The sequence below is a fragment of the Streptomyces sp. NPDC096136 genome (genome assembly GCF_044763325.1).
GTDB lineage: Bacteria > Actinomycetota > Actinomycetes > Streptomycetales > Streptomycetaceae > Streptomyces.
The window spans coordinates 258,221-280,401 of the sequence record NZ_JBIWFZ010000008.1; the positions used below are offsets into that span (position 1 = coordinate 258,221).

A 22,181-nucleotide genomic window follows, 5' to 3' on the forward strand; every position below is an offset into this window, starting at 1 on the left:
TGATGATGTGGGCATGACCTACCGCAGCCGCGAGAGCATCGACCTGCCCGAGGACCGGGGCTGCCTGCGGTGGGTGCTCGGCGCGCCGCTGGCCGCATTCGTCTACCTGCCGGCCGCCTACCTCTGCCAGGTCTCGCTCACCCTGCGACCCGACGGCCCCTACGACCGGATCCGGGACGACGTCCTGTTCACCGCGCACGCCTGTGTCGTCCTGTGCTTCGCCGGCCTGCTGCTGACCGCCGTGCCGCTCTTCCACCGCACCCTGGGCCGCTGGTGGTACGCGGCGCCGTTCCTCCTGGCGTCGGTGGCCTTCCTCCGCGGCCAGACGGCCTGACCCCGGCTCCGCCGGCCCTCAGGGGCCGGTGACGGCCCGCTCCAGCAGGTCGCGGAGCAGGTCCTGCTCCTGCGGGGCGAGGCCGGCCAGCGGCGAGTCCGCGTGGAGGAGCGCGAGGAGCCGCTCGCGCAGCGCCGTGCCCTCGCCGGTCAGGACGAGCTGCTTGGCGCGGCGGTCGGTGGGGTGCGGGTGGCGCTCGACCAGCCCCTGCCTCTCCAGCCTGTCGATGACGAAGGTGGTGTTGGAGGGCTCGCAGCTCATCCGCTCGGCGAGCTCCCGCATGGTCATCGGCCCGCTCATCTCCCGCAGCGCGGTCGCCTGGGACGCGGTGAGGCCGAGGGTGGCGGCCCGCTCCCGCACGTGCTCGCCGATCCGCTGGGCGAGCCCGTTCACCAGACCGCACAGCTGCCGTTCGGCGACGGCCTGCGCCTGCGGGTCCGGGGGCTTCGTCATGCCGCCCACCCTAACAACCCCATCAAGCCAAAACATTTACAGCTTGAATGATTCAAGCTTGATGCTTATGGTGATCACCGCCGCCCACCCGCACCCCACCAGGGAGAAGACATGGCCGACTCGACGACACCCATGCACCCGGACGAACGCCTCCGCCGCCCCTCCGGCATCCGCTCCCTGCGCCTGGGGGACACGAAGGTGTCCTACGTTCCGGACGGCGACGTACGGCTCCGCCCGCTGCGCCTGCTTCCCGACAGCAGCGACACGACCTGGGCCGCGCACCCGGAGTACCTGGACGACACCGGCCACCTGGTGGGCAGCGTCGGCGCCCTCCTCGTCGAACACGGCGACCGCGCCCTGCTGATCGACGCGGGCTTCGGCCCCCAGACCTACGGGTCCCCGGACGGCCCCCTGCACACGGTCCGCGGCGGCGCCCTGCCCGACGGCCTCGCGGAACTGGGCCGGCGCCCGCAGGACATCGAGGCCGTGGCCTTCACCCACCTCCACGCCGACCACCTCGGCTGGGCCTGCGAACCCCTCCTCGGACACGCCGAGTTCCTGGTATCCGCACCGGAGTGGGACCGCCGCGACCTGCTGGTGGAGCAGGGCATGGGCGCCCAGGCCGCGGCCCTGGCCCCGCGCGTGCGCACCGTCGCCGACGGCGAGGAGGTCTTCCCCGGCGTCCGCGTCCGCATCACCCCGGGCCACACCGTCGGGCACGCCGAGTACGTCGTCACCGGCGGCGGACGGCGCCTGATCGCCTTCGGCGACGCGATGCACTCCCCGATCCAGGCGTCCCGCCCGGACTGGTCCTCGGGCTTCGACCACGACCTCACCGCCACGGCCGGCCACCGCCACCGCCTCGTCGCCGAACTGGCGGAGCCGCACACCCTCGGCTTCGGCGTCCACTTCGCCGACGTGGTCTTCGGCCGCGTCCGCCACGAGGGCGACGGCCCGGCCTGGCGCCCCGTCGACGCCTAGGCCGGAGTCGAGCCGGAGTGCGGGCGCCGGAGGGGTGTTCTAGCGTCGGAAGGGCGGGGGTGACCGATGCGTCGAGCCGGTCGCCCCCCGGAGTGCCCGCTCCGCGCCGCCCCCGCCCGCGGTCCGGCACGCGTCCGGACCGCGCCACCGACCGAGAGAGCAGGTGCATCCGCATGCGTCGTCCGTCGGCCCGCATCCCCAGCGTCCTCGCCGCCCTGGTCCTCGCCGCCGGCGGCGCCGCCTTCGCCGCCCCGGCCGCGTCCGCCAGCGTCCAGGACTGCACGCAGTACGTCGTGTCGCACGGCAAGAAGTCCTCGCCCGACATCACACAGGCCTGCTACGAGGGCTCCATCGGCAACCAGACCAGCTGCGTCGCGAGCCTCCAGGCGGCCGGGGTCTCCTCGAACGACGCCAACGGCGCCTGCCGGGCGTCCCATTAGGTGGCCGCGTCCATCCCCTCGGGCGGGCACGTACGGCAACGGCCGGGCACGGGGGCGCGGAAGGCGCGGTCGCAGCCGTCGCAGTTCTGCATCGGGTCGGGCCGCCGGGCGGCCGCCGGCGCGGGCGCGCGGGGCAGCTCCGGCGGGAGCCCGGACCGGAGCCGGTAGTCGATGAGCGCGGCGGGGCTGCGCATGTCGTCCGGCAGCCCGGTGGCGAGCACGCGCCGGACGGCCTCGGGCTCGGCCCCGCGCTCCAGCCAGGCGGCCACCCCGGGCGCGAGCCGGCGCACGTCCCGTTCGGCGAGCAGCAGCCGGGGGTCGTCGCCGCGCAGCCGGGCGAGCAGGGCCACGGCCTCCTGCCGCACCGGCCCCGCCGGGGCGGCGGGCACGGGCGCGGGGGCCCGGGGCGGGGCTGCGGCCACCGGTTCCGCGACGGGCTCCGGCTCGGGCGCGGGTTCCGCGACGGGCTCCGGCTCGGGCTCGGGCGCTCGGCCGCCCGGGGGCGTAGGGGGCGGCTCGGGCGGCTCGGGCGGCGGCGGGAGCGCCCTCGGCCGGTTGTAGGAGACGGTCCTGCTCACCAGGCGCCCGTCGGCCGTCCGCACGCGGCTGCGCTCCAGGTACCCGTGGGCCTCCAGCTCCCGCAGGGCGGCGGCGATCCGGACCACCCCCTCGGGGAACCGGTCGGCCAGCAGCTTGATGCCGACCCTGGAGCCGGCGGGCAGCGACTGGATGCGGAGCGCCAGCCCGATCGCGACCAGCGACAGGGCGCGGTGCTGCGCGAGGTGGTTGCCGACCACGGTGTAGTGATCGCCGTGCTTGACGTTGACGTGGATGACACCTGATGGGGCGGCCCCGCAGGGAACACGGGACGCGGTGCGCACGGGCGCGTTAGGCTGGCTGCGAGCCATCGGGAAGCCTTACTTCCTGCTTGGTCAGGCCCTCGCACGGGATGCCAGTCCCGACGGGGGCCGTCTCATGTCTGCGGTTGCCGCGGCGAGCACATGCCAGCCAACCTCCCCCAAATCCAGTCCAGTTGGCACAGTTCACCCATGCGGGTGACGGCGCCGCGCGGGGATCCGCAGGGGGACCGGAAGGGGGGTCGGTCGGTTCACCCACCGGGTACTTGGTAGGTGTCGAAGCCCCCCGGATCCCGACCCCCCGCACCGCGGCCGCCCCTGCGGCCCTCCTCCGGGTGCGGGGTCCGGGGCCCTTCGCCAGACTGGCCCGGAGATGACCGAATCCCCCACGCCCGTGCACCCGGCGCGGGCCGGCCGGGTCCGGCGTGCGCTGCCGCCGGTCGTCGCCTGGCTGGTCTCGAACCTGGTCACCTGGCTGGTGGCGCTCGCCTCCGTCGCCGGTGACGGATCCCGGGTGGCCTACTGGTCCACGGCCGCCCGCCGGCGCTGGGACTCCGAGCACTACCTCTCCATCGCCCGGGGCGGCTACGAGATGTTCCGGTGCCGGGACCGCTACCCGGAGTTCCCGGACGTGGTGTGCGGGAACGTGGCCTGGTTCCCCGGGTACCCGATGGCCGTGCGGGCGCTCTCCGGCACCGGGCTCTCCTACGAGCTCTCCGCCGCCGTCGTCACCGAGGCGGCGCTGCTCGGCATGTTCGCGGTGCTGTGGTGGCTGCTGGGGGCCGTGCTCACCCGGGCCACCGGACTCACCCTCGCCATCGGCGCCGTGTTCCCCGGCGGCGTCTACTTCCACGCGGTGTTCCCGATCGCCCTCGCGACCCTGGCCCTGCTCGTCTGCGTCGCCGGGGTGCGGCGCGGGTCCTGGTGGACGGCGACGGCGGGCGGCTTCGTGGCGGTCTCCTGCCACCCGGTCGGCGCCGTCGCCGTCGTCATGCTGCTGTCGAGCGCCCTGTTCGCGTGGCGCGGGGACGCCTGGCCGCTGCGGTGTGCGAAGGCGGGGCTGTCGGCGGCCGTCGCCGCGTGCGGGGTGCTCTGGGCCGAATGGCTGATGTGGCAGGCGACGGGCCGCTGGGACGCGTACGCGACGATCCAGCGGGTCAGCTACGGGCAGGGCGACCTGCGCGAGCCCTTCGCGGAGCTGCTCCGGGCCTACGACGTCCCGTTCCGCTCCTGGTACACGCCCGAGGGGCGGCTGCCGTGGCTGGTGGAGCACGCCCTCGCCGCCCACCGGCCGCAGCTGTGGCTGAACGCCGCCTTCGTGGTGCTCGTCGTGGCGACGGCCGCGGTCCTGCTGGTGCGGGAGCGGCGCCTGGCCGTCGAGGAGTGGGCCGCGCTGGTCCTGACGGTGGCGGTCTTCCTGGTGCCGTTCCTCGCCGGGGCGCAGATGTCCTGGTACCGCAACCACGCGCAGATGTTCGTGGGCCTGGTCCTGGTCCGGCGGATGTCCCCGTGGGTGCAGGTGCCGCTGCTGGCGGCCTGCGCGGTCCAGTACGCCCTGCTGGGGGCGATGTTCTTCGCGGGCGTGCTGGTGTGACGGGGCGGGGCGCCGCCGCCTACGCCTCCTCCTCGCCGGTGTCGCGGGCGACGCAGTAGGTGGGCCGGGCCTGGACGGCGGTGTGGATGCGGGCCACGTACTCGCCGAGCATGCCGAGGCAGAAGAGCTGGACGGCGCCGAAGAACAGCATGGTGATGATCAGGGAGGTCCAGCCGGGCAGGGGGTTGCCCGTGGCGTAGACGGTGAGGGCCCAGATGAGGAAGGCGAGGCAGACCACGGAGCTCAGGGCGCCGATCGCCGTGGCAAGGCGCAGCGGGACGGCCGAGAAGCCGGTGACGCTGTCGAACGCCAGGAGGACCATCTTGTGCAGCGGGTACTTCGAGGTGCCCGCCGCCCGCTCCGCGCGCTCGTAGGCGATCCGGCCGCTGGGGAAGCCCAGCCAGGGGATGAGCAGGCGGTAGATCTGCTGCTGGTCGGGGAGGGACTTGAGGGTCTCCACGACGGCGCGGGACAGCAGCCGGAAGTCGCCCGCCTGGGCGGGGACGCAGGAGCCGGCGAGGCGGCGCATCAGCCGGTAGTAGGCGGCGGCGGTCCGGCGCTTGAACGCGCTGTCCGTGGAGCGGTCGGTCCGTACGCCGTAGACGATGTCCAGGCCCTCGGTCCGGGCGAGGGCGAGCATGTCGGGGATGATCTCCGGCGGGTCCTGGAGGTCGGCGTCGATGCTGACCACGTGGGCGCCGCGGGCCCGGCGCAGGCCGGCGGTGAGGGCGGCCTGGTGGCCGCTGTTGCGCCGCAGGGTCACCACGCGCAGCTGCGGCCAGCCGGTGCGCAGGTCCTCCAGGAGGCGGGGGGTCGCGTCGGTGGAGCCGTCGTCCACGGCGAGGACCTCGTAGGGTTCGCCGCACCCGTCCAGGACCGGGCGGAGCCGCGCCGCCAGGACGGGCAGCACCTCCTCCTCGTCGAAGACGGGGACCACGACCGACAGGGTGGTCGCGTCCCCGGGGGTGTCGTGCACAGCCCTCATCATGCGGGAAGGCCCCCGCCCCGGCATGCGGAGCGCGGACGCGCCGCGGCCCCCGCCCGGACGGGGGCGGGGGCCGCGGCGTGCGGTGCGCGGGCGCTGCGTCAGGCGGCGACGGCGACCGGGGCCGGGGTGGCGGCGGAGGGCTCGTCCAGCGGGGAGGACGAGGCGGCGGCGTAGGCCTCCTTGTCGAGGATCCCCTCGCGGGCGGAGACGAGGACCGGGACGACGGCCTGGCCGGCGACGTTGGTGGCCGTGCGCATCATGTCGAGGATCGGGTCGATCGCCATCAGCAGGCCGACGCCGGCCAGCGGGAGGCCCAGGGTGGACAGGGTCAGGGTGAGCATGACCGTCGCACCGGTGAGGCCGGCCGTGGCGGCCGAGCCGACGACCGAGACGAACGCGATGAGCAGGTACTCCTTGATGCCCAGCTGCACGTCGAAGATGTTCGCGATGAAGATCGCGGCGAGGGCCGGGTAGATCGCGGCGCAGCCGTCCATCTTGGTGGTGGCGCCGAACGGGACGGCGAAGGAGGCGTACTCCTTCGGGACGCCGAGGCGCTCGGTGACCTTCTGGGTGACCGGCATGGTGCCGACCGAGGAGCGGGAGACGAAGGCCAGCTGGATGGCGGGCCAGGCGCCCTTGAAGAACTGGACCGGGTTGACCTTGGCGACCGTGGCGAGGAGCAGCGGGTAGACGCCGAACATGACGAGCGCCGAGCCGACGTAGATGTCGGCGGTGAAGGTGGCGTACTTGCCGATCAGGTCCCAGCCGTAGCTGGCGATGGCGGTGCCGATGAGGCCGACGGTGCCGATGGGGGCCAGGCGGATGACCCACCACAGGGCCTTCTGGAGGAGCTCCAGGACGGACTCGGCGAGGTTCAGGACCGGCTGGGCCTTGGAGCCGAGCTGGAGGGCGGCGATGCCGGCGACGGCGGCCAGGAAGACGATCTGGAGGACGTTCAGCTCGGTGAACGGGGTGACGATGTCCTTGGGCACGATGCCGGTCAGGAAGTCGATCCACGAGCCGTGCCGCTTGGGCTCCTTGCCGTCGGCCGGGGTGAGGCCGGTGCCGGCGCCCGGGTCGGTCAGCAGGCCGATCGCGAGGCCGATGCCCACCGCGATCAGCGAGGTGATCATGAACCAGAGCAGGGTGCGGGAGGCGAGGCGGGCGGCGTTGTTCACCTTCCGCAGGTTGGTGATGGACACCAGGATCGCGAAGAAGACGAGCGGGGCGACGGCCAGCTTGAGCAGCTGGATGAAGATGTCGCCGACCTGCTCCAGGGTGGTCTTGAGCCAGCTGACGTCCTGGCTGCGGGCTATCCAGCCGAAGAGGACGCCGAGCGCGAGACCGGTGACGATCTGGGCCCAGAAGGGGAACTTGAACGAGGCCTTGGCGGGAGCCTGGGCCTGGGGGGACGCGGACACGGCATTCTCCGGGGGACGCGCGGACGTACGGCGGAAGGTTTCTGCGGGGGATGCGGTACGGCGGCAGCCGGAAAGGGGCCGGGCCGGCCGGCGACCGCTGCTGCGGGCGCTTCAGCGGCAACAGCAACAGGCCGCGGACACGCGGCGGCAGAGGTCGACGTGCAGGCGCGCCACGAGCGGGAGGCTCGGGCCCATCGGGTGCGCGGCTGCGGTCAACATGTTGAACACGCTAACACTTCGACTTTGAGAAACCCAAAGAGATGCTTTGAGCACTGATCGCGCGGGGCTGGAGCCCCGGGGTGCGCACGCCCCCGGGAACGCCGAAACCCCGGCGCAGCGGGGGGTGTTCCCGGCGCCGGGGTCCGTCGAGGGGACCGCTGGTGTCAGTTCACGCGCGGGCGGCGTCGTCGGCCGCGTCCTCCTGGCTGCGGTTCGCGGCGAGCTTCTGCTTCGCATCCGCGACGCGTCCGGAGATCTGCTCGGACATCGCGTCGCGCTGCTTGCGCAGCAGGATGAAGGAGAGCGGCGCGGAGAGCACCAGCGCGAGGAGCACGACCCAGGCGGGGTTGGCGGCGCCGAGCCCGGCGGGCACCCAGCCCAGGTTGACCAGGACGGCGACGAGGACCAGGCATCCGACGAAGATGCCCAGGCGCATCGCGGTGTAGCGGATCGTCGCACTCGGCTTGAGGGACACGATGACCCCTTCTTTCTCATCGGAAACGTCGGCCACGTCGGCACGTGCCCGTCCAGTGAAGCACGCCCGGCCCCCGCCGCGGCCCGCCGGGGGTCGGTGCGCAGCGGGCGGGCGGGATCGGCGCGGGCGGTCAGTGCAGGGGCAGCAGCATCGTGATGCCGTCGCGGTCGTCGCCGGGGGCCACGCGGATGGCGCCGGGGATCCGGCCGACCTCCTTGTAGCCGCAGGCCGCGTAGAAGTGCTCCAGGCCGAGGCCGCCGCGGCATTCCAGGACGACGGCCTCGATGCCCTCCAGCGTGCGGGCCGCGTCGGCGAGGGCGGCCATCAGGGCCCGCCCGGCGCCGCGGCCCTGGAGGGCGGGGCTGACCATGACCGTGTACGCGTACACCCAGTGCTTCATGAGCCGGTGCGGGTTGAAGGCGAGGAAGGCCGCGGCGGCCACGGCCCCGTCCCCGTCGCGGCCGACCAGCAGCCGGTGGCGGCCCTCGGCCATCGCGACGAGGTGCTTGACCAGGGCGGGCCGGACGTCGTCCAGGGTGACGGGCGGGACGAAGCCGACCGCCCCGCCGGCGTTGGAGACCTCGGTCCACATCTCCGCGATGCCGTCGCGGAGAGCGGGGTCGACGACGGGATCGAAGGTAAAAGTAAGGGTCACTTTCGAAGGCTATCCATTACCCACTCGCGGGGCAACGGGTTTTCGGCACGCGAAAGGCCCCGGTCCGCGCGGGACCGGGGCCTTTGGCGTGCCGGGCGGCGTCAGACGCGCATCGCCTGCGGGGTCTCGCGCAGCGAGGCGTCGGGGCCGGGGTACTCGCGGATGACCTCGTAGCGCGTGTTGCGCTCGACCGGGCGGAAGCCCGCCTCGCGGATCAGCTCCAGGAGGTCGTCGCGGGTCAGCTTGTTCGGGGTGCCGTAGTTGTCCGCATCGTGCGTGATCTTGTACTCGACCACCGAGCCGTCCATGTCGTCGGCGCCGTGCTGGAGCGCGAGCTGGGCGGTCTGCACGCCGTGCATCACCCAGAAGACCTTGACGTGCGGCACGTTGTCGAACAGCAGCCGCGAGACGGCGAAGGTCTTGAGCGCCTCGGCGCCCGTCGCCATCGTCGTGCGCGCCTGGAGCCTGTTGCGGACCTTGCCGTCCTTCATGTCCACGAAGTCGTGCTGGTAGCGCAGCGGGATGAAGACCTGGAAGCCGCCGGTCTCGTCCTGGAGCTCGCGCAGCCGCAGCACGTGGTCCACGCGGTGGCGCGGCTCCTCGATGTGCCCGTAGAGCATGGTGCTCGGGGTCTTGAGCCCCTTCTCGTGCGCCAGGCGGTGGATGCGCGACCAGTCCTCCCAGTGGGTCCGGTGGTCGACGATGTGCTGGCGGACCTCCCAGTCGAAGATCTCCGCGCCGCCGCCGGTCAGGGACTCCAGCCCCGCGTCGATCAGCTCGTCGAGGATCTCGGAGGCCGACAGGCCCGAGATGGTCTCGAAGTGGTGGATCTCCGTCGCCGTGAACGCCTTCAGCGAGACGTTCGGCAGCGCCTCCTTGAGGGCCGACAGCGACCGGGGGTAGTACCGCCACGGGAGGGAGGGGTGCAGGCCGTTGACGATGTGCAGCTCGGTGAGGTTCTCGTTCTCCATGGCCTTGGCCAGGCGGACGGCCTCCTCGATGCGCATCGTGTACGCGTCCTTCTCGCCCGGCTTGCGCTGGAACGAGCAGTACGCGCAGGAGGCGGTGCACACGTTCGTCATGTTGAGGTGGCGGTTGACGTTGAAGTGGACGACGTCGCCGTTCTTGCGGGTGCGGACCTCGTGGGCGAGACCGCCCAGCCACGCCAGGTCGTCCGACTCGTAGAGGGCGATGCCGTCCTCACGCGTCAGCCGCTCGCCGGAGCGGACCTTCTCCTCCAGCTCGCGCTTGAGCCCAGCGTCCATGCCGGTGTCTCCCTGTCTTTCCCTGTCCCAGCCTGTGTGCAACCGCCACCCACCGTACTCTCAGGCGTCCTCGGGCAGCTCGCCGACCCGGTTCTCCCACTTGGTGGAGAGGACGATCGTGGTGCGGGTGCGCGAGACGCCCTTGGTGCCCGAGAGCTTGCGGATGATCTTCTCCAGGCCGTCGACGTCGCTGGCGCGGACCTTGAGCATGAAGGAGTCGTCGCCGGCGATGAACCAGCAGTCCTCGATCTCGGCGAGGTCGCGCAGCCGGCGGGCCACGTCCTCGTGGTCGGCGGCGTCGGAGAGGGAGATGCCGATCAGCGCGGTGACGCCGAGGCCGAGCTCGGCGGCGGCCACGGTCGCGCGGTAACCGGTGATCACGCCGGCCGTCTCAAGACGGTTGATCCGGTCGGTGACGCTGGGGCCGGAGAGGCCCACGAGACGGCCCAGCTCCGCGTACGAGGCACGCCCGTTCTCCCGGAGTGCCTGGATGAGCTGCCTGTCCACCGTGTCCATTACGTGGAGCCTTCCATTATTCGGCGATCCTGCAAGTTTAGGTATAGAATCAAAGGCGCACAGGGTCAACACCCTGTGAATCTTTCAACAGATCAAAGACGATCTTCAGGAGTGGTTCACCGTGTACACGATCGAGATGGCCTACGCGCACATGCGACAGCTCCAGGAGCTGGCCAACCGATCCCGCACCGACCAGCCCGCCGCCGCCCACCGGAACGACAAGACCCGCAGGCCGATCCGCGCCAAGAAGCGCTAGGCACGGGGGCGGGCGCTGCCAAGCTCCCCCTCCCAACGGCGGTACAGGCCGTGCGGCACCCCTGCCGCATCGAGCACCCGCCCCGCGACGAAGTCCACGAGGTCCTGGATGTGCGTCGCACCCGCGTAGAACGCCGGAGAGGCGGGCAGCACGACCGCGCCCGCCTCGTCCAGCGCCACCAGATGCCGCAGCGTCTGCCCGTTCAGCGGGGTCTCCCGCACCGCGACCACCAGCCGGCGCCGCTCCTTGAGCGTCACGCTCGCGACGCGCTGGAGCAGGTCCTTCGACAGCCCGAGCGCCACGCCGGCCACGCAGGCCGTGGACGCGGGCACGATCAGCATCCCCTTGACCGGGTACGAACCCGAACTCGGCCCGGCGGCCAGGTCCCCGGCCCCCCAGTACCGCACGTCGTCCAACGCCGACACCTCGAAGGTCCCCGGCTTGCCGTCGGCGCCGCGCGCGAGCCACTCGGCCAGATCGTCCCGCCAGTGCGCGTCCCGGAAGGCGATCCCGGTCTCGTCCAGCAGCGTGAGCCGCGAGGCCCGGCTGACCACCAGGTCCACCGGCTCGCCCGCCGCCAGCAGCCCTCGGATCACCGAAGCCGCGTACGGCGTCCCGGACGCCCCGGAAACCCCCACCACCCAGGGGGTGCGCTTGCGCTCAGTCATACCTCCGAGACTATCCGGCCACACCGGCGGGCCACTCGTTAAGGTGTGCCGGACGCTCGACACGCCCCGGGGGACACAGCACATGAGTACGAACACGGCGGACACGGCTGTCCCGGAGTGGAGCCAGAAGGACCGCGCGGTGGCCGCCGCCAAGCTGATGCTGGGCTGGGTGGCCCTCCTGTGGACCCTGGAGGCGATCGACTACGCGACGGGCCACGCGCTGGACCAGTACGGGATCGCGGGCCGCGACCCGGGCACCCTCACGGGAATCCTCACCGGGTCCTTCCTGCACTACGGCTTCGGCCACGTGGCCTCCAACAGCGTCCCCCTGCTGGTCCTCGGCTTCATCACCGCCTTGTCCGGGATCCGGCGCTTCCTGGCGGTGTCCGTACTGATCCTGCTGGCGGACGGCATCGGCACCTGGCTGATCGCCCCGTCGGACGGCATCACGCTGGGCGCCTCGGGCGTCGTCTACGGTCTCTTCGGCTACGTCGTGGTGCGCGGGTTCGTGGAACGGAAGGTGCTGCGCATCCTGGTGGGCGTGGCCGTCGCCGCCTACTGGGGCGGAACGTTCTTCCTGGGCCTGCTGCCGCTGGACCCGACGATCAGCTGGCAGGGCCACCTGTGCGGCCTGGCGGGCGGGGTACTGACCGCCCTCTACTATCGCCGCCCGGCCCCCCGGCTCAGCTGACGGCGGAGAGGTCCACCGGCAGACCGGACGTGTCCACGGAGAGCTTGCCGAGCCCGCTGTCCACGACGACCGTCCCAGGCGTCCCTGAGCGTGCTCGCGTGGAACGGGCGGGAGCCCCGCGGTCGCGGGGGCCAATGTCCCGAGCCGAGCAGGAAAGGGCGCGACCGGCTGCGGGTTCCGGCGGCCGCCGCCCGTTCGGGCTACAGCGTGAAGCCGCGGACGAGGAGGTCGACGAGGGTCGCCGCGAACAGGCAGATGCCGATCACGCCGTTGACCGTGAAGAACGCCCGGTTCAGGCGGGACAGGTCGTGCGGCTTCACGATCGTGTGTTCGTAGAGGAACGCCGCCGCGACGATCAGGAGGCCCAGCCAGAGGAACGGGCCGCCGTCCGTCAGGAACGCGTACGCCGCGAGGAGGGCCGTGGTGACGGCGTGGCAGGCGCGGGCGCCCCACAGGGCGCCCGGGACGCCGAAGCGGGCCGGGACCGACTTGACGCCCTCGGCGCGGTCCGACTCCACGTCCTGGCAGGCGTAGATCAGGTCGAAGCCGCCGATCCAGACGCCGATGGCCAGGCCGAGGACGACGGCCTCCCAGGACCACTCCCCCGTGACCGCCAGCCAGGCGCCGACCGGGCCCATGGCCTGGGCCAGACCCAGGATCGCCTGCGGGAAGTTCGTGAACCGCTTGCCGTACGGGTAGACCACCATCGGGACCACCGCGACCGGCGCCAGCGCCAGGCAGAGCGGGTTGAGGAGGGCGGCCGCGCCGAGGAAGACGACCAGGGCGATGGCCGCGCCCGTCCAGGCCGAGCGCACCGACACCGCGCCGGTGACCAGCTCGCGCCCGGCGGTGCGCGGGTTGCGGGCGTCGATCTCGCGGTCGATGATCCGGTTCGCGGCCATCGCGAAGGTCCGCAGGCCCACCATGCACACGGTGACGAGCAGCAGCTCCCGCCAGTGCATGTGCCCGTCCAGCCGGAACATGGCGGTGAGCGCGGCGATGTAGGCGAAGGGCAGCGCGAAGACCGAGTGCTCGATCATCACCAGGCGCAGGAAGGCCTTGACCCTGCCGGTGGGCTGCGGCGCCTGTCCGGGGCCGAGCACGCCTTCGGCGGTGGTCGTCATGCGAGGCTCCCGCGGAACTCTTCGAGGTCGGCGCGGAGCGCGTCGGCGTCCACCCCCGGGATGTCCAGGGTCACCGGGGCGAGCTCCTCGCCCTCGGGCGGGGTGATCGTGGAGACGAAGCGGCAGCCGTCGCCGGCCGGGTAGGCCTGGACGTGCAGCACCTCGCCCGCGCCGACGGTGAACGGGCCGGACTCGAAGGACAGCTCGGCCAGCAGCCGGTCGGCGAAGTCCTCGGCCTCCGCGTCCCGCAGGCCCGGCAGCTCGAAGCCGCCGCCCTCGCCGTTCTCCTGCTCCCACATCAGCGCCCAGACGGTGCCGGGGCCGGCGAACTCCTCGGGGCTCACGCCGGCCTGCTCGGCGGCCTCGCGGACTTCCGGGTCGGCCGGGTCCAGGCGCGGGCGCGCGAGGGCCACGTAGGCGGTGTCGGTGCCGATGAAGAGGGCGGGGCCGCCCATGGGCGTGCTCACAGGCCGTACTCCTTCCAGCGGCGGTCCACCAGGGCCGCCGTCGCCGGGTCGGACTCGACCATGTCGGGCCAGCCGCCGTCGCGGGTGTAGCCCTCCTCCGGCAGCTTCTTGGTCGCGTCGATGCCCGCCTTGCCGCCCCAGAACTGCTGGTACGAGGCGTGGTCCAGGTGGTCCACCGGTCCCTCGACCACGGTGAGGTCGCGGGAGTAGTCGGTGTTGCCGAGGGCCCGCCAGGACACCTCGTGCAGGTCGTGGACGTCGCAGTCCTTGTCCACCACGATGATCAGCTTGGTCAGCGACATCATGTGCGCGCCCCAGATGGCGTGCATGACCTTCTGGGCGTGCTTGGGGTACTTCTTGTCGATCGAGACGATCGCGCAGTTGTGGAAGCCGCCGGACTCGGGGAGGTGGTAGTCCACGATGTCCGGGACGATGATCTTGAGGAGCGGGAGGAAGAAACGCTCCGTCGCACGGCCCAGCGGGCCGTCCTCCGTCGGCGGCCGGCCGACGACGATCGACTGGAGCAGCGGCCGCTTGCGCATCGTCACGCAGTCGATCTTCAGCGCGGGGAAGGGCTCCTGCGGGGTGTAGAAGCCGGTGTGGTCGCCGAAGGGGCCTTCGGGGAGCATCTCGCCGGGCTCCAGCCAGCCCTCGATCACGACCTCGGCGTTGGCCGGGACCTGGAGCGGGACCGTCTTGCAGTCGACCATCTCGATCCGCTTGCCCGCGACGAACCCGGCGAACAGGTACTCGTCGATGTCGCCGGGCAGCGGCGCGGTGGAGGCGTAGGTGACGGCCGGCGGGCAGCCGAAGGCGATCGCGACGGGCAGCCGCTCGCCGCGCGCGGCGGCGACGGCGTAGTGGTTGCGGCTGTCCTTGTGGATCTGCCAGTGCATGCCGATGGTGCGCTTGTCGTGCCGCTGGAGGCGGTAGAGGCCGAGGTTGCGCACGCCGGTCTCGGGGTGCTTGGTGTGGGTCAGGCCGAGGTTGAAGAAGTCGCCGCCGTCCTTGGGCCAGGTGAACAGCGCCGGCAGCATGTCCAGGTCCACGTCGTCGCCGGTGAGGACGACCTCCTGGACGGGCGCGGACTCGCCCTTCACCTTCTTCGGCGGCACGTGCACCATCGAGCCGAGCTTGCCGAAGGCCTCGCGGACGCCGATGAAGCCCTGGGGCAGCTCGGGCTTGAGGAGGCCGCCGATCTTCTCGCTGATCTCGCCGTACGACTTGAGGCCGAGGGCCTTCAGGAGGCGGCGGTCGGTGCCGAAGACGTTCATGGCCAGCGGCATCGCCGAGCCGCGGACGTTCTCGAAGAGCAGCGCGGGGCCGCCCGCCTTGTTCACTCTGTCGACGATCTCCCCGACCTCCAGGTACGGGTCGACTTCGGCCTTGATGCGCTTGAGGTCGCCCTCCCGCTCCAGGGCCCGGAGCAGGGAGCGGAGATCGTCGTAAGCCATGGGCCCCAGTATCCGTCACCGAATACCCTGGGGGCGTCACCGGGGCCCCGTGCGGGCCCGCCGCCACTGCCCGGGGAGTCGGTCCCACACCGTGCTGCGCTATCTGCCGTTCCTGCTGATCCTCGCGCTGACCATCTACGCCTTCATCGACTGCCTGAACACCCCGGAGGAGGAGGTCAAGAGCCTCCCGAAGGCGGTGTGGGTGCTGATCATCCTGCTGTTCTCGATCGTCGGCCCGGCGGTGTGGCTGCTCGCGGGCAAGAAGCGGACGGCGGCCGGCGGGGGCGGATTCGGCGGGGGCGGCCGGGCGCGCCGTACGCAGTGGGTGGCGCCCGACGACAATCCGGAGTTCCTGCGCTCGCTGCGCAAGGACGAGGAGAAGGACAAGGACGACCAGGGCTAGGACGGCCGAGGCCTAGGAGGCGTACGCGGCGCGCAGCTGCGAGCGGCGGGTGTCGGTCCAGGAGGGCCAGTCCGCCGGGTGCCCCTCCAGGGCGGCCTCCAGCAGCTCGAAGTGGTCGTGCCAGGCGGCCAGGCGGTCGAGGCGTTCCTCGTCGCTGCCGTCGCGTTCGTTCAGGAAGCGGATCACCGTCGAGTCGGTGCCGACGGGCTCCAGGTGGAAGCGGATCCGTCCCTGCCCGGAGACCGTGTACTCCACGACCCGCTCGACGTCCCAGGCCGTGATCTCGCCCGACGCCGTGGTGCCGGAGGTCGGCCAGTGCAGGGTGACGGGGCCGCCGAGGCGGCGTTCGGGCAGGTCCGCCGCCGCCAGCCAGGTGCGCAGCCCGTCACCGGTGGTCAGGACGGGCCACAGGGCCTCGTAGGCGTAGGGGACGTGCACCTCGAAGCGCAGGAGCCAGCGGCCGGGGCCGCGGGGCTCGCTGGTGGCATGGCTCACGGGAGGCATACCACCAGCGTCCCACCGACCGGGCTCAGACGCCCGCGTAGGAGTGCTTGCCGCTGAGCAGGATGTTCACGCCGTAGTAGTTCCAGATCCAGCAGGCGAAGGCGAAGAGCGCCAGGTAGGCGGCCTTGCGGCCCTTCCAGCCGGCGGTGGCCCGCGCGTGCAGGTAGCAGGCGTACGCCACCCACGTCACGAAGGACCAGACCTCCTTGGGGTCCCAGCCCCAGTAGCGGCCCCAGGCGTCGCCGGCCCAGATGGCGCCCGCGACGATGGTGAACGTCCACAGCGGGAAGACGGCCGCGTTGATCCGGTACGAGAACTTGTCGAGGGTGGCCGCCGACGGCATCCGCTCCAGGACCGAGGTGCGGAAGCGGCCGGGGGTCTTGCCGGCCTCCAGGTCGCTCTCGTAGCCGTCGCGGAACAGGTAGAGGACCGCGCCGGCCGCGCCGATGTAGAAGACGGCTCCGCAGAAGATGGCGGTGGAGACGTGGATCCACAGCCAGTAGGAGTGCAGGGCCGGGACGAGCTGGTCGCTGGCGGTGTAGAGCCAGGTGGTGGCGATGCCCAGGTCCAGCAGGACGGAGGTGACCAGGATCAGACCGAGCCAGCGGACGTTCTTCCTGAAGGCCAGGAGCGCCAGGTAGGCGCCGACGGCGACCGTGGAGAAGGTCAGGTTGAACTCGTACATGTTGCCCCAGGGGGCACGCTCCACCGACAGGGCGCGGGAGACCACGCCCGCCGCCTCGATGAGGAAGCCGAGGACGGTCAGCGAGACCGCGATCCGCCCGTACAGGTCGCCCTTCTCGGTGCCGCCGGCGGCGCCGGGGCCGTCCGGGACGTCGCGGGATCCGGTGGCCGAGCGGGTGACGACCTTCGGCCTGTCGAGGACGGCCGTGCCGCCGCCCTGGGTCCGCACCTGCACGGCCGGCGCGGCGCCGGCCGCGGCGGCCGGGGTCAGCGCGGCGGCCGTACGGCCCACCTTGCTGCGGCTGCCGAAGACCCATTCGGTGATGTGCGCGAAGAAGGCGAGCATGTAGACCGCCATCGACGCGTAGACCAGCTTGTTGCTGAGATCGGCGAGGCTCTCGTTCGTCGCCGCCGCGAGCAGCGTCATGCGCGCTCCCCTTCTTCTCCTGTTGTGGTGTCGGCTTCCGCCGGCTCGGCTTGCGCCGGGCTCGGCGCCGTCTCGTAGAGGGCGGCGGAGAGCGCCGACAGCTCCTCGGGGAGCTTGGCGGACTCGCTGCGGCCCAGACCCGCCATCTCGACGACGGTCACCCCGTCCTCGCCGCGCACCGCGCGGACCCAGATCCGGCGGCGCTGGACGAACAGGGACGCGGCCAGGCCGCCGATGGCGACGACGGCGCCCGCGAGCGCCAGCCCGGAGGCGGGCTGGTGGGTGACCGAGAAGGTGGCCCAGCGCTCGATGCCCTCGAACTTCACCGTGCCGGCGCCGTCCGGGAGGGTCATCGTCTCCCCGGGCAGCAGCCGCTGCTTGAACAGCTGCCCCTCGGGGTCCTTGAACTCCTGCATCTTGGAGGTGTTCAGCTGGTACACGTTCTGCGGCAGGCCCGCGTCCACGCCCAGGCTGCCGTGGTAGGCGCTGAGGGCGAGGACGGGGAAGTTCAGGTCAGGGAACTGGGAGAGCATCGTGCCCTTGCCGGCGCCCGCGAACGTCGGCACGAACATGGCGTTGAAGCCGAGCTGCTCCTTGTCGCCGTTCTTGTTGCGGTAGCCGTCCGGGACCTTCACGGCGCCGGAGGAGCTGAGGTTGCCGTCGAAGGGCAGCATCGGGACGGCGTCCCGGTAGACGACCTGGCCGCTCGGGTCGGTCACGGAGATGACCGGGGCGTAGCCGTGGCCCAGCAGGTAGACCTTCGAGCCGTCGATCTCCAGCGGCTTGTTGACCTCGATCTCGGCCTTCTTCGGCTCGCCCTCGGCGCCCTCGCTGTAGGTGACGTACGCCTTGAAGTCGCGGGCGGTGCCCTTCTGCGGGCCGGCCTTCTCGTAGCTGGCGTCGAACTTGTCCAGGGTGAACGAGAACGGCGCGAGGTCGTCGGCGGAGAAGAGGCTGCCGGACTTGAAGTCGTCGTACTGGGTGAGCGTGTTCGAGAAGCCCTTGCCGCGCAGGACGAGCTTGCCGCCCTCGGACTTGAACAGCTGCCCGCAGGCGAAGGCCACGAGCATCACGATCAGGGCGATGTGGAAGGCCAGGTTGCCGGCCTCGCGCAGGTAGCCCTTCTCGGCGGCGACGGCGCCGGGGGAGGGCTCGGTGCGGAAGCGGCGCCCGCCGAGCAGGCCCTTGGCGGAGGCGAGCACCTCGTCGGGGCTCTTGTCCGTGCGCCACGTCGTGTAGGCGGGCAGCCGGTCCAGGCGGCGGGGCGCGCCCGGCGGGCGGCCCGTGAGCTGGCCGACGAACTGCCAGGTGCGCGGGACGATGCAGCCGATCAGCGAGACGAACAGCAGGATGTAGATCGCGGAGAACCACACCGAGCTGTACACGTCGAAGAGCTGGAGCTTCTCGGCGACCGGGACCCAGAACTCGTGGGTCTTCTTCCACTCCGCGACCTTCATCGCGTCGACCTGGGTCTGCGGGATGAGGGAGCCGGGGATGGAGCCGAGGGAGAGCAGGAAGAGCAGGATCAGCGCCACCCGCATGGAGGTGAGCTGGCGCCAGAACCAGCGGGCCCAGCCGATGACCCCGATGCCGACGGGGGCGGCGGGGTTGTCGTCGACGGGGGCCGTGGACAGCTGCGCGCGGGCGGCCGCGTCCTCGTTCGGCGCCTCGGCGGGCGCCTTGTCGGTCGTACTCATGTGCGTGTAGTCCTCAGATCCCCACCGTGAAGCCTTGGGTCCAGCCCTGCATCTCGTTGACGATGCTGAACCACATTCCTGTGACGAGCAGCAGACCGGTCAGGATCAGCATGCCGCCGCCGATGCGCATCACCCACGCGTAGTGCTTCTTCACCCACCCGAACGCGCCCAGCGCCTTGCGGAAGGCGACGGCCGCGAGGATGAAGGGCACACCGAGGCCGAGGCAGTAGACGGCCGTCAGCAGGGCGCCCCGCCCTGCGGTGGCCTCGTTGATGGACAGGGTGCCGACGGCCGCGAGGGTCGGGCCCATGCAGGGGGTCCAGCCGATGCCGAAGAGGACACCGAGCACGGGAGCCCCGAGCAGGCCCGCCGTCGGCTTCTTGTGGAAGCGGAACTCGCGCATCGTCAGGCCCGGGATCCAGCCCATGAAGAAGAGGCCGAGGAGGATCACCAGGACGCCCATCACGCGGGTGATGGTCTCCTTGTTCTCGCCCTGGAAGACCTCGCCGAACTGGCCGAAGAGCGCGCCGGTCGAGACGAAGACGGCGGTGAAGCCGAGGACGAACAGGCCCGCGCCGGCCACCATCCGCCCGCGCCGGGCCTCGGCGAGGTCGGCGCCGCTGACACCCGTCACGTAGGACAGGTAGCCGGGGACCAGGGGGAGGACGCAGGGGGAGAAGAAGGAGACGAGCCCCGCGAGCAGGGCGATCGGCAGGGCGATCAGCAGCCCGCCGGTCAGTACGGTGGAGTTCACGCCGGTCGGCTCGGCGGCGAGGAGGTGCTCGACCACGAGGTCACTTCTCCGCGAGGAGCGGGTCGATCATCGAGCGCAGCTGCTCCTCGTTGACCGCGGCCAGCGTACGGGCCGCGATCTTGCCCTCCTTGTCGAGGACGACGGTGGAGGGGATCGCCGACGGGTTCAGGGTGCCCTTGGGGAAGCGCAGGATCAGCTTGCCGTCCGGGTCGTACAGGCTCGGGTAGGTGATCCCGAAGTTCTGCTCGAAGGCGGCGGCGTTCTGCGTGCTGTTGTCGCGGGTGTTGATCCCGACGAACGCCACGTCCTTGCCGGCGTCGCCCAGCTCCTTGCTCACCTTCGCGAAGTACGGGGCCTCCGCCCGGCAGGGCGGGCACCAGGAGCCCCAGACGTTGAGGACGACGACCTTGCCCTTGAGGGCGGTGGTGTCCAGCGTCTTGCCGTCGACGGTCGCACCGTCCAGCTTCGGGGCCTCCGCCCGCTCGCCCCGGGCGACGGTGGAGATGCCGCTGGGGCCCGTCACGTAGTTGCCGCCGGCGGAACCGGCCGAAGTGCTGCCGCTGTCGCCGCACGCCGTCAGGGTCAGGGCGCTCGCGAGGGTCACCGCGGTCAGCAGGATGGCGCGGCCGCTGGTCGAGCGGCGGCGACGGGGGGCGCGGCTAAGGCTCATGTGAAAAGTTTCGCATGAGCGATTTGCGGATCTTCCGCACCCCCCGGCGGGGTGTCAATGCGCAGGTCAGGCCCGGCCGCGCCACAGCGCTACGCGCCGAAGGCCTTCGACTTGCCCTTCACCGGCTTGGCGCCGGCCAGCAGGTGCGCCGGGACCAGGTCGCGCGCCGGCTCGCTGTAGCCCACCGACACCAGCTTGTCGTCCTGGTACGTGAACGACGTCAGCGAGGCCAGCGTGCACTGCCGGCGCCGCGGGTCGTGCCACAGCCGCCGCTTCTCCGCGAAGCTGCGCACGATCCAGATCGGCAGCTGGTGGCTGACGGCCACCGCCTCGTGGCCGCGCGCCGCGTCCCGGGCCGCCTCGATCGCGCTCGTCATCCGGACGACCTGCTCGACGTAGGGCTCGCCCCACGACGGCTTGAACGGGTTCGTCAGGTGCTTCCAGTTGCCCGGCTTGCGCAGGGCGCCGTCGCCGACGCCGAAGGTCTTGCCCTCGAAGACGTTGCCCGCCTCGATCAGCCGGCCGTCGGTGGCCAGCTCCAGGCCGTGCACCTTCGCGATCGGCGAGGCCGTCTCCTGCGCGCGTTCCAGCGGGGAGGCCACCACGTAGGTGACGTCCCGGTCCTGGAGGTGCTCGGCGACCCGGTCGGCCATCTGCCGGCCCAGCTCGGACAGGTGGTAGCCGGGCCGGCGGCCGTAGAGGACGCCGTCCGGGTTGTGGACCTCTCCGTGCCGCATCACGTGGACGACGGTGATGTCGCTCATGCGGTCGCCTCCGCGGCGGCTCGGGCGGCGGCGGGCAGCGCGGCCGCGACGCGCTCGATCGCGCGCGCGTCGTGGGCGGTGGACACGAACCAGGACTCGAACGCCGACGGGGGCAGGTAGACGCCCTGCGACAGCATCGAGTGGAAGAACGCGTTGAAGCGGAAGCCTTCCTGCTGCTTGGCCTCGTCGTAATTGCGGACCTCGTCCGGGGTGAAGAAGACGGAGAACATGTTGGACGCCGTCTGCAGGCGGTGCGCCACGCCCTCCTTGGCCAGCGCCGCCGTCACCAGGCCCTGGATCTCCTCGGAGACCGCGTTCACCTTCGCGTACGCCGCGTCGTCCAGCAGCCGCAGCTGCGCGAGGCCGGCGGCGGTGGCGATCGGGTTCCCGGAGAGGGTGCCCGCCTGGTAGACGGGGCCGGCCGGGGCCAGGTGGCCCATGACGTCGGCGCGGCCGCCGAACGCCGCCGCGGGGAAGCCGCCGCCCATGACCTTGCCGAAGGTCATCAGGTCGGGCTTGACGCCGTCGACCCCGTACCAGCCGGCGCGCGAGGTGCGGAAACCGGTCATCACCTCGTCGGAGATGTAGAGCGCGCCGTTCTCGCGGCAGAGGTCGGCGAGACCCTGGTTGAAGCCCTCCAGGGGGGTGACCACGCCCATGTTGCCGGGGGCGGCCTCGGTGATCACGCAGGCGATCTCGCCCGGGTGCGCGGCGAACGCCGCGCGGACCGCGTCGAGGTCGTTGTAGGGGAGCACGATCGTGTCGCCGGCCTGCGCGCCGGTCACGCCGGGGGTGTCGGGCAGGGCGAAGGTCGCCAGGCCGGAACCGGCGGCGGCCAGCAGCGCGTCGACGTGACCGTGGTAGCAGCCGGCGAACTTGACGACCTTGGCCCGGCCGGTGAAGCCGCGGGCCAGCCGGATCGCCGACATGGTCGCCTCGGTGCCGGAGGAGACCAGGCGGACCTGCTCGACGGGCTCGATGCGGGCGACGATCTCCTCGGCGAGGGCGACCTCGCCCTCGCCGGGCGTGCCGAAGGAGGTGCCGCGGGCGACCGCGGCCTGGACGGCCTCGATCACTTCCGGGTGGGAGTGGCCGAGGATCATCGGCCCCCACGAGCAGACCAGGTCGACGTACTCGCGCCCGTCGGCATCGGTCAGGTAGGGACCGGTACCGGACACCATGAACCGGGGCGTACCGCCCACGGCGCGGAAGGCGCGGACGGGAGAGTTCACGCCGCCGGGGGTCACGAGGGACGCGCGCTCGAAGAGCGTCTGCGAAACTGGGGCTTCATACGGGTACGGGTAGCTCACACCAGCCATGGTCTCAGAGGCCGCGACAGACTTGCGGAGGGGCGTTTCACCGCGCCGCCTCGGGGGAGGTCACTGCCATGATGATCAGGCTGCGTGGCGGGGGCCGCGAA

At 71.9% G+C, this 22,181-nt stretch carries 26 protein-coding genes; 7 read left to right on the forward strand and 19 right to left on the reverse strand.

Going from position 1 to position 22,181, the window contains the following annotated elements:
• The first annotated feature begins 13 nt into the window (after positions 1 to 13).
• Entirely contained in the window at positions 14 to 334 is a 321-nt protein-coding gene (locus ACIRBY_RS19520) for a hypothetical protein (protein WP_403901939.1), read from the forward strand.
• A gap of 18 nt (positions 335 to 352) precedes the next feature.
• Here the strand turns inward: ACIRBY_RS19520 and ACIRBY_RS19525 are convergent, their stop codons facing one another.
• A complete protein-coding gene (locus ACIRBY_RS19525; RefSeq protein WP_403901941.1) occupies positions 353 to 787 on the reverse strand; it encodes a MarR family winged helix-turn-helix transcriptional regulator in 435 nt (144 codons plus the stop codon).
• 111 nt (positions 788 to 898) lie between these two features.
• On the opposite strand from ACIRBY_RS19525, the gene ACIRBY_RS19530 reads away from it, so the two are divergent.
• Positions 899 to 1,768 (forward strand): MBL fold metallo-hydrolase, encoded by an 870-nt coding sequence (locus tag ACIRBY_RS19530; RefSeq protein ID WP_403901943.1) that lies wholly within the window; start codon positions 899 to 901, stop codon positions 1,766 to 1,768.
• A gap of 173 nt (positions 1,769 to 1,941) precedes the next feature.
• Complete coding sequence (locus ACIRBY_RS19535) at positions 1,942 to 2,208, forward strand: hypothetical protein (RefSeq protein WP_403901944.1); 267 nt, start codon at positions 1,942 to 1,944, stop codon at positions 2,206 to 2,208.
• On the opposite strand, the gene ACIRBY_RS19540 is transcribed toward ACIRBY_RS19535, so the two are convergent.
• Positions 2,205 to 3,116 (reverse strand): helix-turn-helix domain-containing protein, encoded by a 912-nt coding sequence (locus ACIRBY_RS19540; protein WP_403901946.1) that lies wholly within the window; start codon positions 3,114 to 3,116, stop codon positions 2,205 to 2,207. The genes ACIRBY_RS19535 and ACIRBY_RS19540 overlap by 4 nt on opposite strands.
• Before the next feature lie 322 nt (positions 3,117 to 3,438).
• Here ACIRBY_RS19540 and ACIRBY_RS19545 point away from each other — a divergent pair, with 322 nt between their 5' ends.
• The gene (locus ACIRBY_RS19545; protein ID WP_403901947.1) at positions 3,439 to 4,659 is read left to right on the forward strand and encodes a hypothetical protein; all 1,221 of its coding nucleotides are present in this window, start codon (positions 3,439 to 3,441) and stop codon (positions 4,657 to 4,659) included.
• 19 nt (positions 4,660 to 4,678) lie between these two features.
• Here the strand turns inward: ACIRBY_RS19545 and ACIRBY_RS19550 are convergent, their stop codons facing one another.
• The 6 genes from ACIRBY_RS19550 to ACIRBY_RS19575 form a co-directional block, all read right to left on the reverse strand.
• A complete protein-coding gene (locus tag ACIRBY_RS19550) occupies positions 4,679 to 5,644 on the reverse strand; it encodes a glycosyltransferase family 2 protein (RefSeq protein WP_403902046.1) in 966 nt (321 codons plus the stop codon).
• A 101-nt stretch (positions 5,645 to 5,745) separates the two neighbouring features.
• On the reverse strand, positions 5,746 to 7,068 hold the full coding sequence (locus ACIRBY_RS19555; RefSeq protein ID WP_403901949.1) for a dicarboxylate/amino acid:cation symporter: 1,323 nt from the start codon (positions 7,066 to 7,068) through the stop codon (positions 5,746 to 5,748).
• A 388-nt stretch (positions 7,069 to 7,456) separates the two neighbouring features.
• Entirely contained in the window at positions 7,457 to 7,765 is a 309-nt protein-coding gene (locus ACIRBY_RS19560) for a DUF4229 domain-containing protein (RefSeq protein ID WP_390688533.1), read from the reverse strand.
• A gap of 127 nt (positions 7,766 to 7,892) precedes the next feature.
• Positions 7,893 to 8,417, reverse strand: coding sequence for a GNAT family N-acetyltransferase (locus tag ACIRBY_RS19565; protein WP_403901950.1), 525 nt, complete (start codon positions 8,415 to 8,417; stop codon positions 7,893 to 7,895).
• Positions 8,418 to 8,518: 101 nt separating this feature from the next.
• A complete protein-coding gene (gene mqnE, locus ACIRBY_RS19570; RefSeq protein WP_403901952.1) occupies positions 8,519 to 9,682 on the reverse strand; it encodes an aminofutalosine synthase MqnE in 1,164 nt (387 codons plus the stop codon).
• 60 nt (positions 9,683 to 9,742) lie between these two features.
• On the reverse strand, positions 9,743 to 10,198 hold the full coding sequence (locus ACIRBY_RS19575) for an Lrp/AsnC family transcriptional regulator (RefSeq protein ID WP_042811055.1): 456 nt from the start codon (positions 10,196 to 10,198) through the stop codon (positions 9,743 to 9,745).
• Positions 10,199 to 10,319: 121 nt separating this feature from the next.
• Between ACIRBY_RS19575 and ACIRBY_RS19580 the strand changes: the two genes are divergently transcribed.
• The gene (locus ACIRBY_RS19580) at positions 10,320 to 10,454 is read left to right on the forward strand and encodes a hypothetical protein (RefSeq protein ID WP_403901953.1); all 135 of its coding nucleotides are present in this window, start codon (positions 10,320 to 10,322) and stop codon (positions 10,452 to 10,454) included.
• Here ACIRBY_RS19580 and ACIRBY_RS19585 read toward each other — a convergent pair.
• On the reverse strand, positions 10,451 to 11,122 hold the full coding sequence (locus ACIRBY_RS19585) for a UbiX family flavin prenyltransferase (protein ID WP_403901955.1): 672 nt from the start codon (positions 11,120 to 11,122) through the stop codon (positions 10,451 to 10,453). The genes ACIRBY_RS19580 and ACIRBY_RS19585 overlap by 4 nt on opposite strands.
• A gap of 82 nt (positions 11,123 to 11,204) precedes the next feature.
• Between ACIRBY_RS19585 and ACIRBY_RS19590 the strand changes: the two genes are divergently transcribed.
• Complete coding sequence (locus ACIRBY_RS19590; protein WP_403901957.1) at positions 11,205 to 11,813, forward strand: rhomboid family intramembrane serine protease; 609 nt, start codon at positions 11,205 to 11,207, stop codon at positions 11,811 to 11,813.
• A gap of 200 nt (positions 11,814 to 12,013) precedes the next feature.
• Here the strand turns inward: ACIRBY_RS19590 and mqnP are convergent, their stop codons facing one another.
• Genes mqnP through ACIRBY_RS19605 form a run of 3 tightly spaced genes read right to left on the reverse strand, consistent with a single transcriptional unit; the run spans position 12,014 to position 14,858 of the window.
• A complete protein-coding gene (gene mqnP, locus ACIRBY_RS19595) occupies positions 12,014 to 12,937 on the reverse strand; it encodes a menaquinone biosynthesis prenyltransferase MqnP (RefSeq protein WP_403901958.1) in 924 nt (307 codons plus the stop codon).
• Positions 12,934 to 13,404, reverse strand: a complete 471-nt coding sequence (locus tag ACIRBY_RS19600) for a hypothetical protein (RefSeq protein WP_403901959.1) — start codon at positions 13,402 to 13,404, stop codon at positions 12,934 to 12,936. The genes mqnP and ACIRBY_RS19600 overlap by 4 nt, the downstream gene beginning before the upstream one ends.
• Positions 13,401 to 14,858, reverse strand: coding sequence for a menaquinone biosynthesis decarboxylase (locus ACIRBY_RS19605; RefSeq protein ID WP_366450965.1), 1,458 nt, complete (start codon positions 14,856 to 14,858; stop codon positions 13,401 to 13,403). The genes ACIRBY_RS19600 and ACIRBY_RS19605 overlap by 4 nt, the downstream gene beginning before the upstream one ends.
• 91 nt (positions 14,859 to 14,949) lie before the next feature.
• On the opposite strand from ACIRBY_RS19605, the gene ACIRBY_RS19610 reads away from it, so the two are divergent.
• A complete protein-coding gene (locus ACIRBY_RS19610; protein ID WP_403901960.1) occupies positions 14,950 to 15,261 on the forward strand; it encodes a PLD nuclease N-terminal domain-containing protein in 312 nt (103 codons plus the stop codon).
• Positions 15,262 to 15,273: 12 nt separating this feature from the next.
• Here the strand turns inward: ACIRBY_RS19610 and ACIRBY_RS19615 are convergent, their stop codons facing one another.
• The 7 genes from ACIRBY_RS19615 to hemL all read right to left on the reverse strand — a co-directional run bounded on the left by ACIRBY_RS19615 (position 15,274) and on the right by hemL (position 22,080).
• Positions 15,274 to 15,765, reverse strand: coding sequence for an SRPBCC domain-containing protein (locus tag ACIRBY_RS19615; RefSeq protein WP_403901961.1), 492 nt, complete (start codon positions 15,763 to 15,765; stop codon positions 15,274 to 15,276).
• Positions 15,766 to 15,790: 25 nt separating this feature from the next.
• Positions 15,791 to 16,876, reverse strand: a complete 1,086-nt coding sequence (ccsB, locus tag ACIRBY_RS19620) for a c-type cytochrome biogenesis protein CcsB (protein ID WP_403901962.1) — start codon at positions 16,874 to 16,876, stop codon at positions 15,791 to 15,793.
• Complete coding sequence (locus tag ACIRBY_RS19625) at positions 16,873 to 18,573, reverse strand: cytochrome c biogenesis protein ResB (RefSeq protein WP_403901963.1); 1,701 nt, start codon at positions 18,571 to 18,573, stop codon at positions 16,873 to 16,875. Before ACIRBY_RS19625 ends, ccsB begins: the two co-directional genes overlap by 4 nt.
• 13 nt (positions 18,574 to 18,586) lie before the next feature.
• The gene (locus tag ACIRBY_RS19630) at positions 18,587 to 19,363 is read right to left on the reverse strand and encodes a cytochrome c biogenesis CcdA family protein (RefSeq protein ID WP_403901965.1); all 777 of its coding nucleotides are present in this window, start codon (positions 19,361 to 19,363) and stop codon (positions 18,587 to 18,589) included.
• Positions 19,364 to 19,367: 4 nt separating this feature from the next.
• Positions 19,368 to 19,997, reverse strand: coding sequence for a TlpA family protein disulfide reductase (locus ACIRBY_RS19635; protein WP_403901967.1), 630 nt, complete (start codon positions 19,995 to 19,997; stop codon positions 19,368 to 19,370).
• Between the two features lie 89 nt (positions 19,998 to 20,086).
• Complete coding sequence (locus ACIRBY_RS19640; protein WP_403901969.1) at positions 20,087 to 20,761, reverse strand: histidine phosphatase family protein; 675 nt, start codon at positions 20,759 to 20,761, stop codon at positions 20,087 to 20,089.
• Positions 20,758 to 22,080 carry a glutamate-1-semialdehyde 2,1-aminomutase gene (gene hemL / locus ACIRBY_RS19645; RefSeq protein ID WP_403901970.1) on the reverse strand — a complete coding sequence of 441 codons (1,323 nt, stop codon included), beginning with the start codon at positions 22,078 to 22,080 and terminating at the stop codon, positions 20,758 to 20,760. The genes ACIRBY_RS19640 and hemL overlap by 4 nt, the downstream gene beginning before the upstream one ends.
• Positions 22,081 to 22,181: the final 101 nt, after the last annotated feature.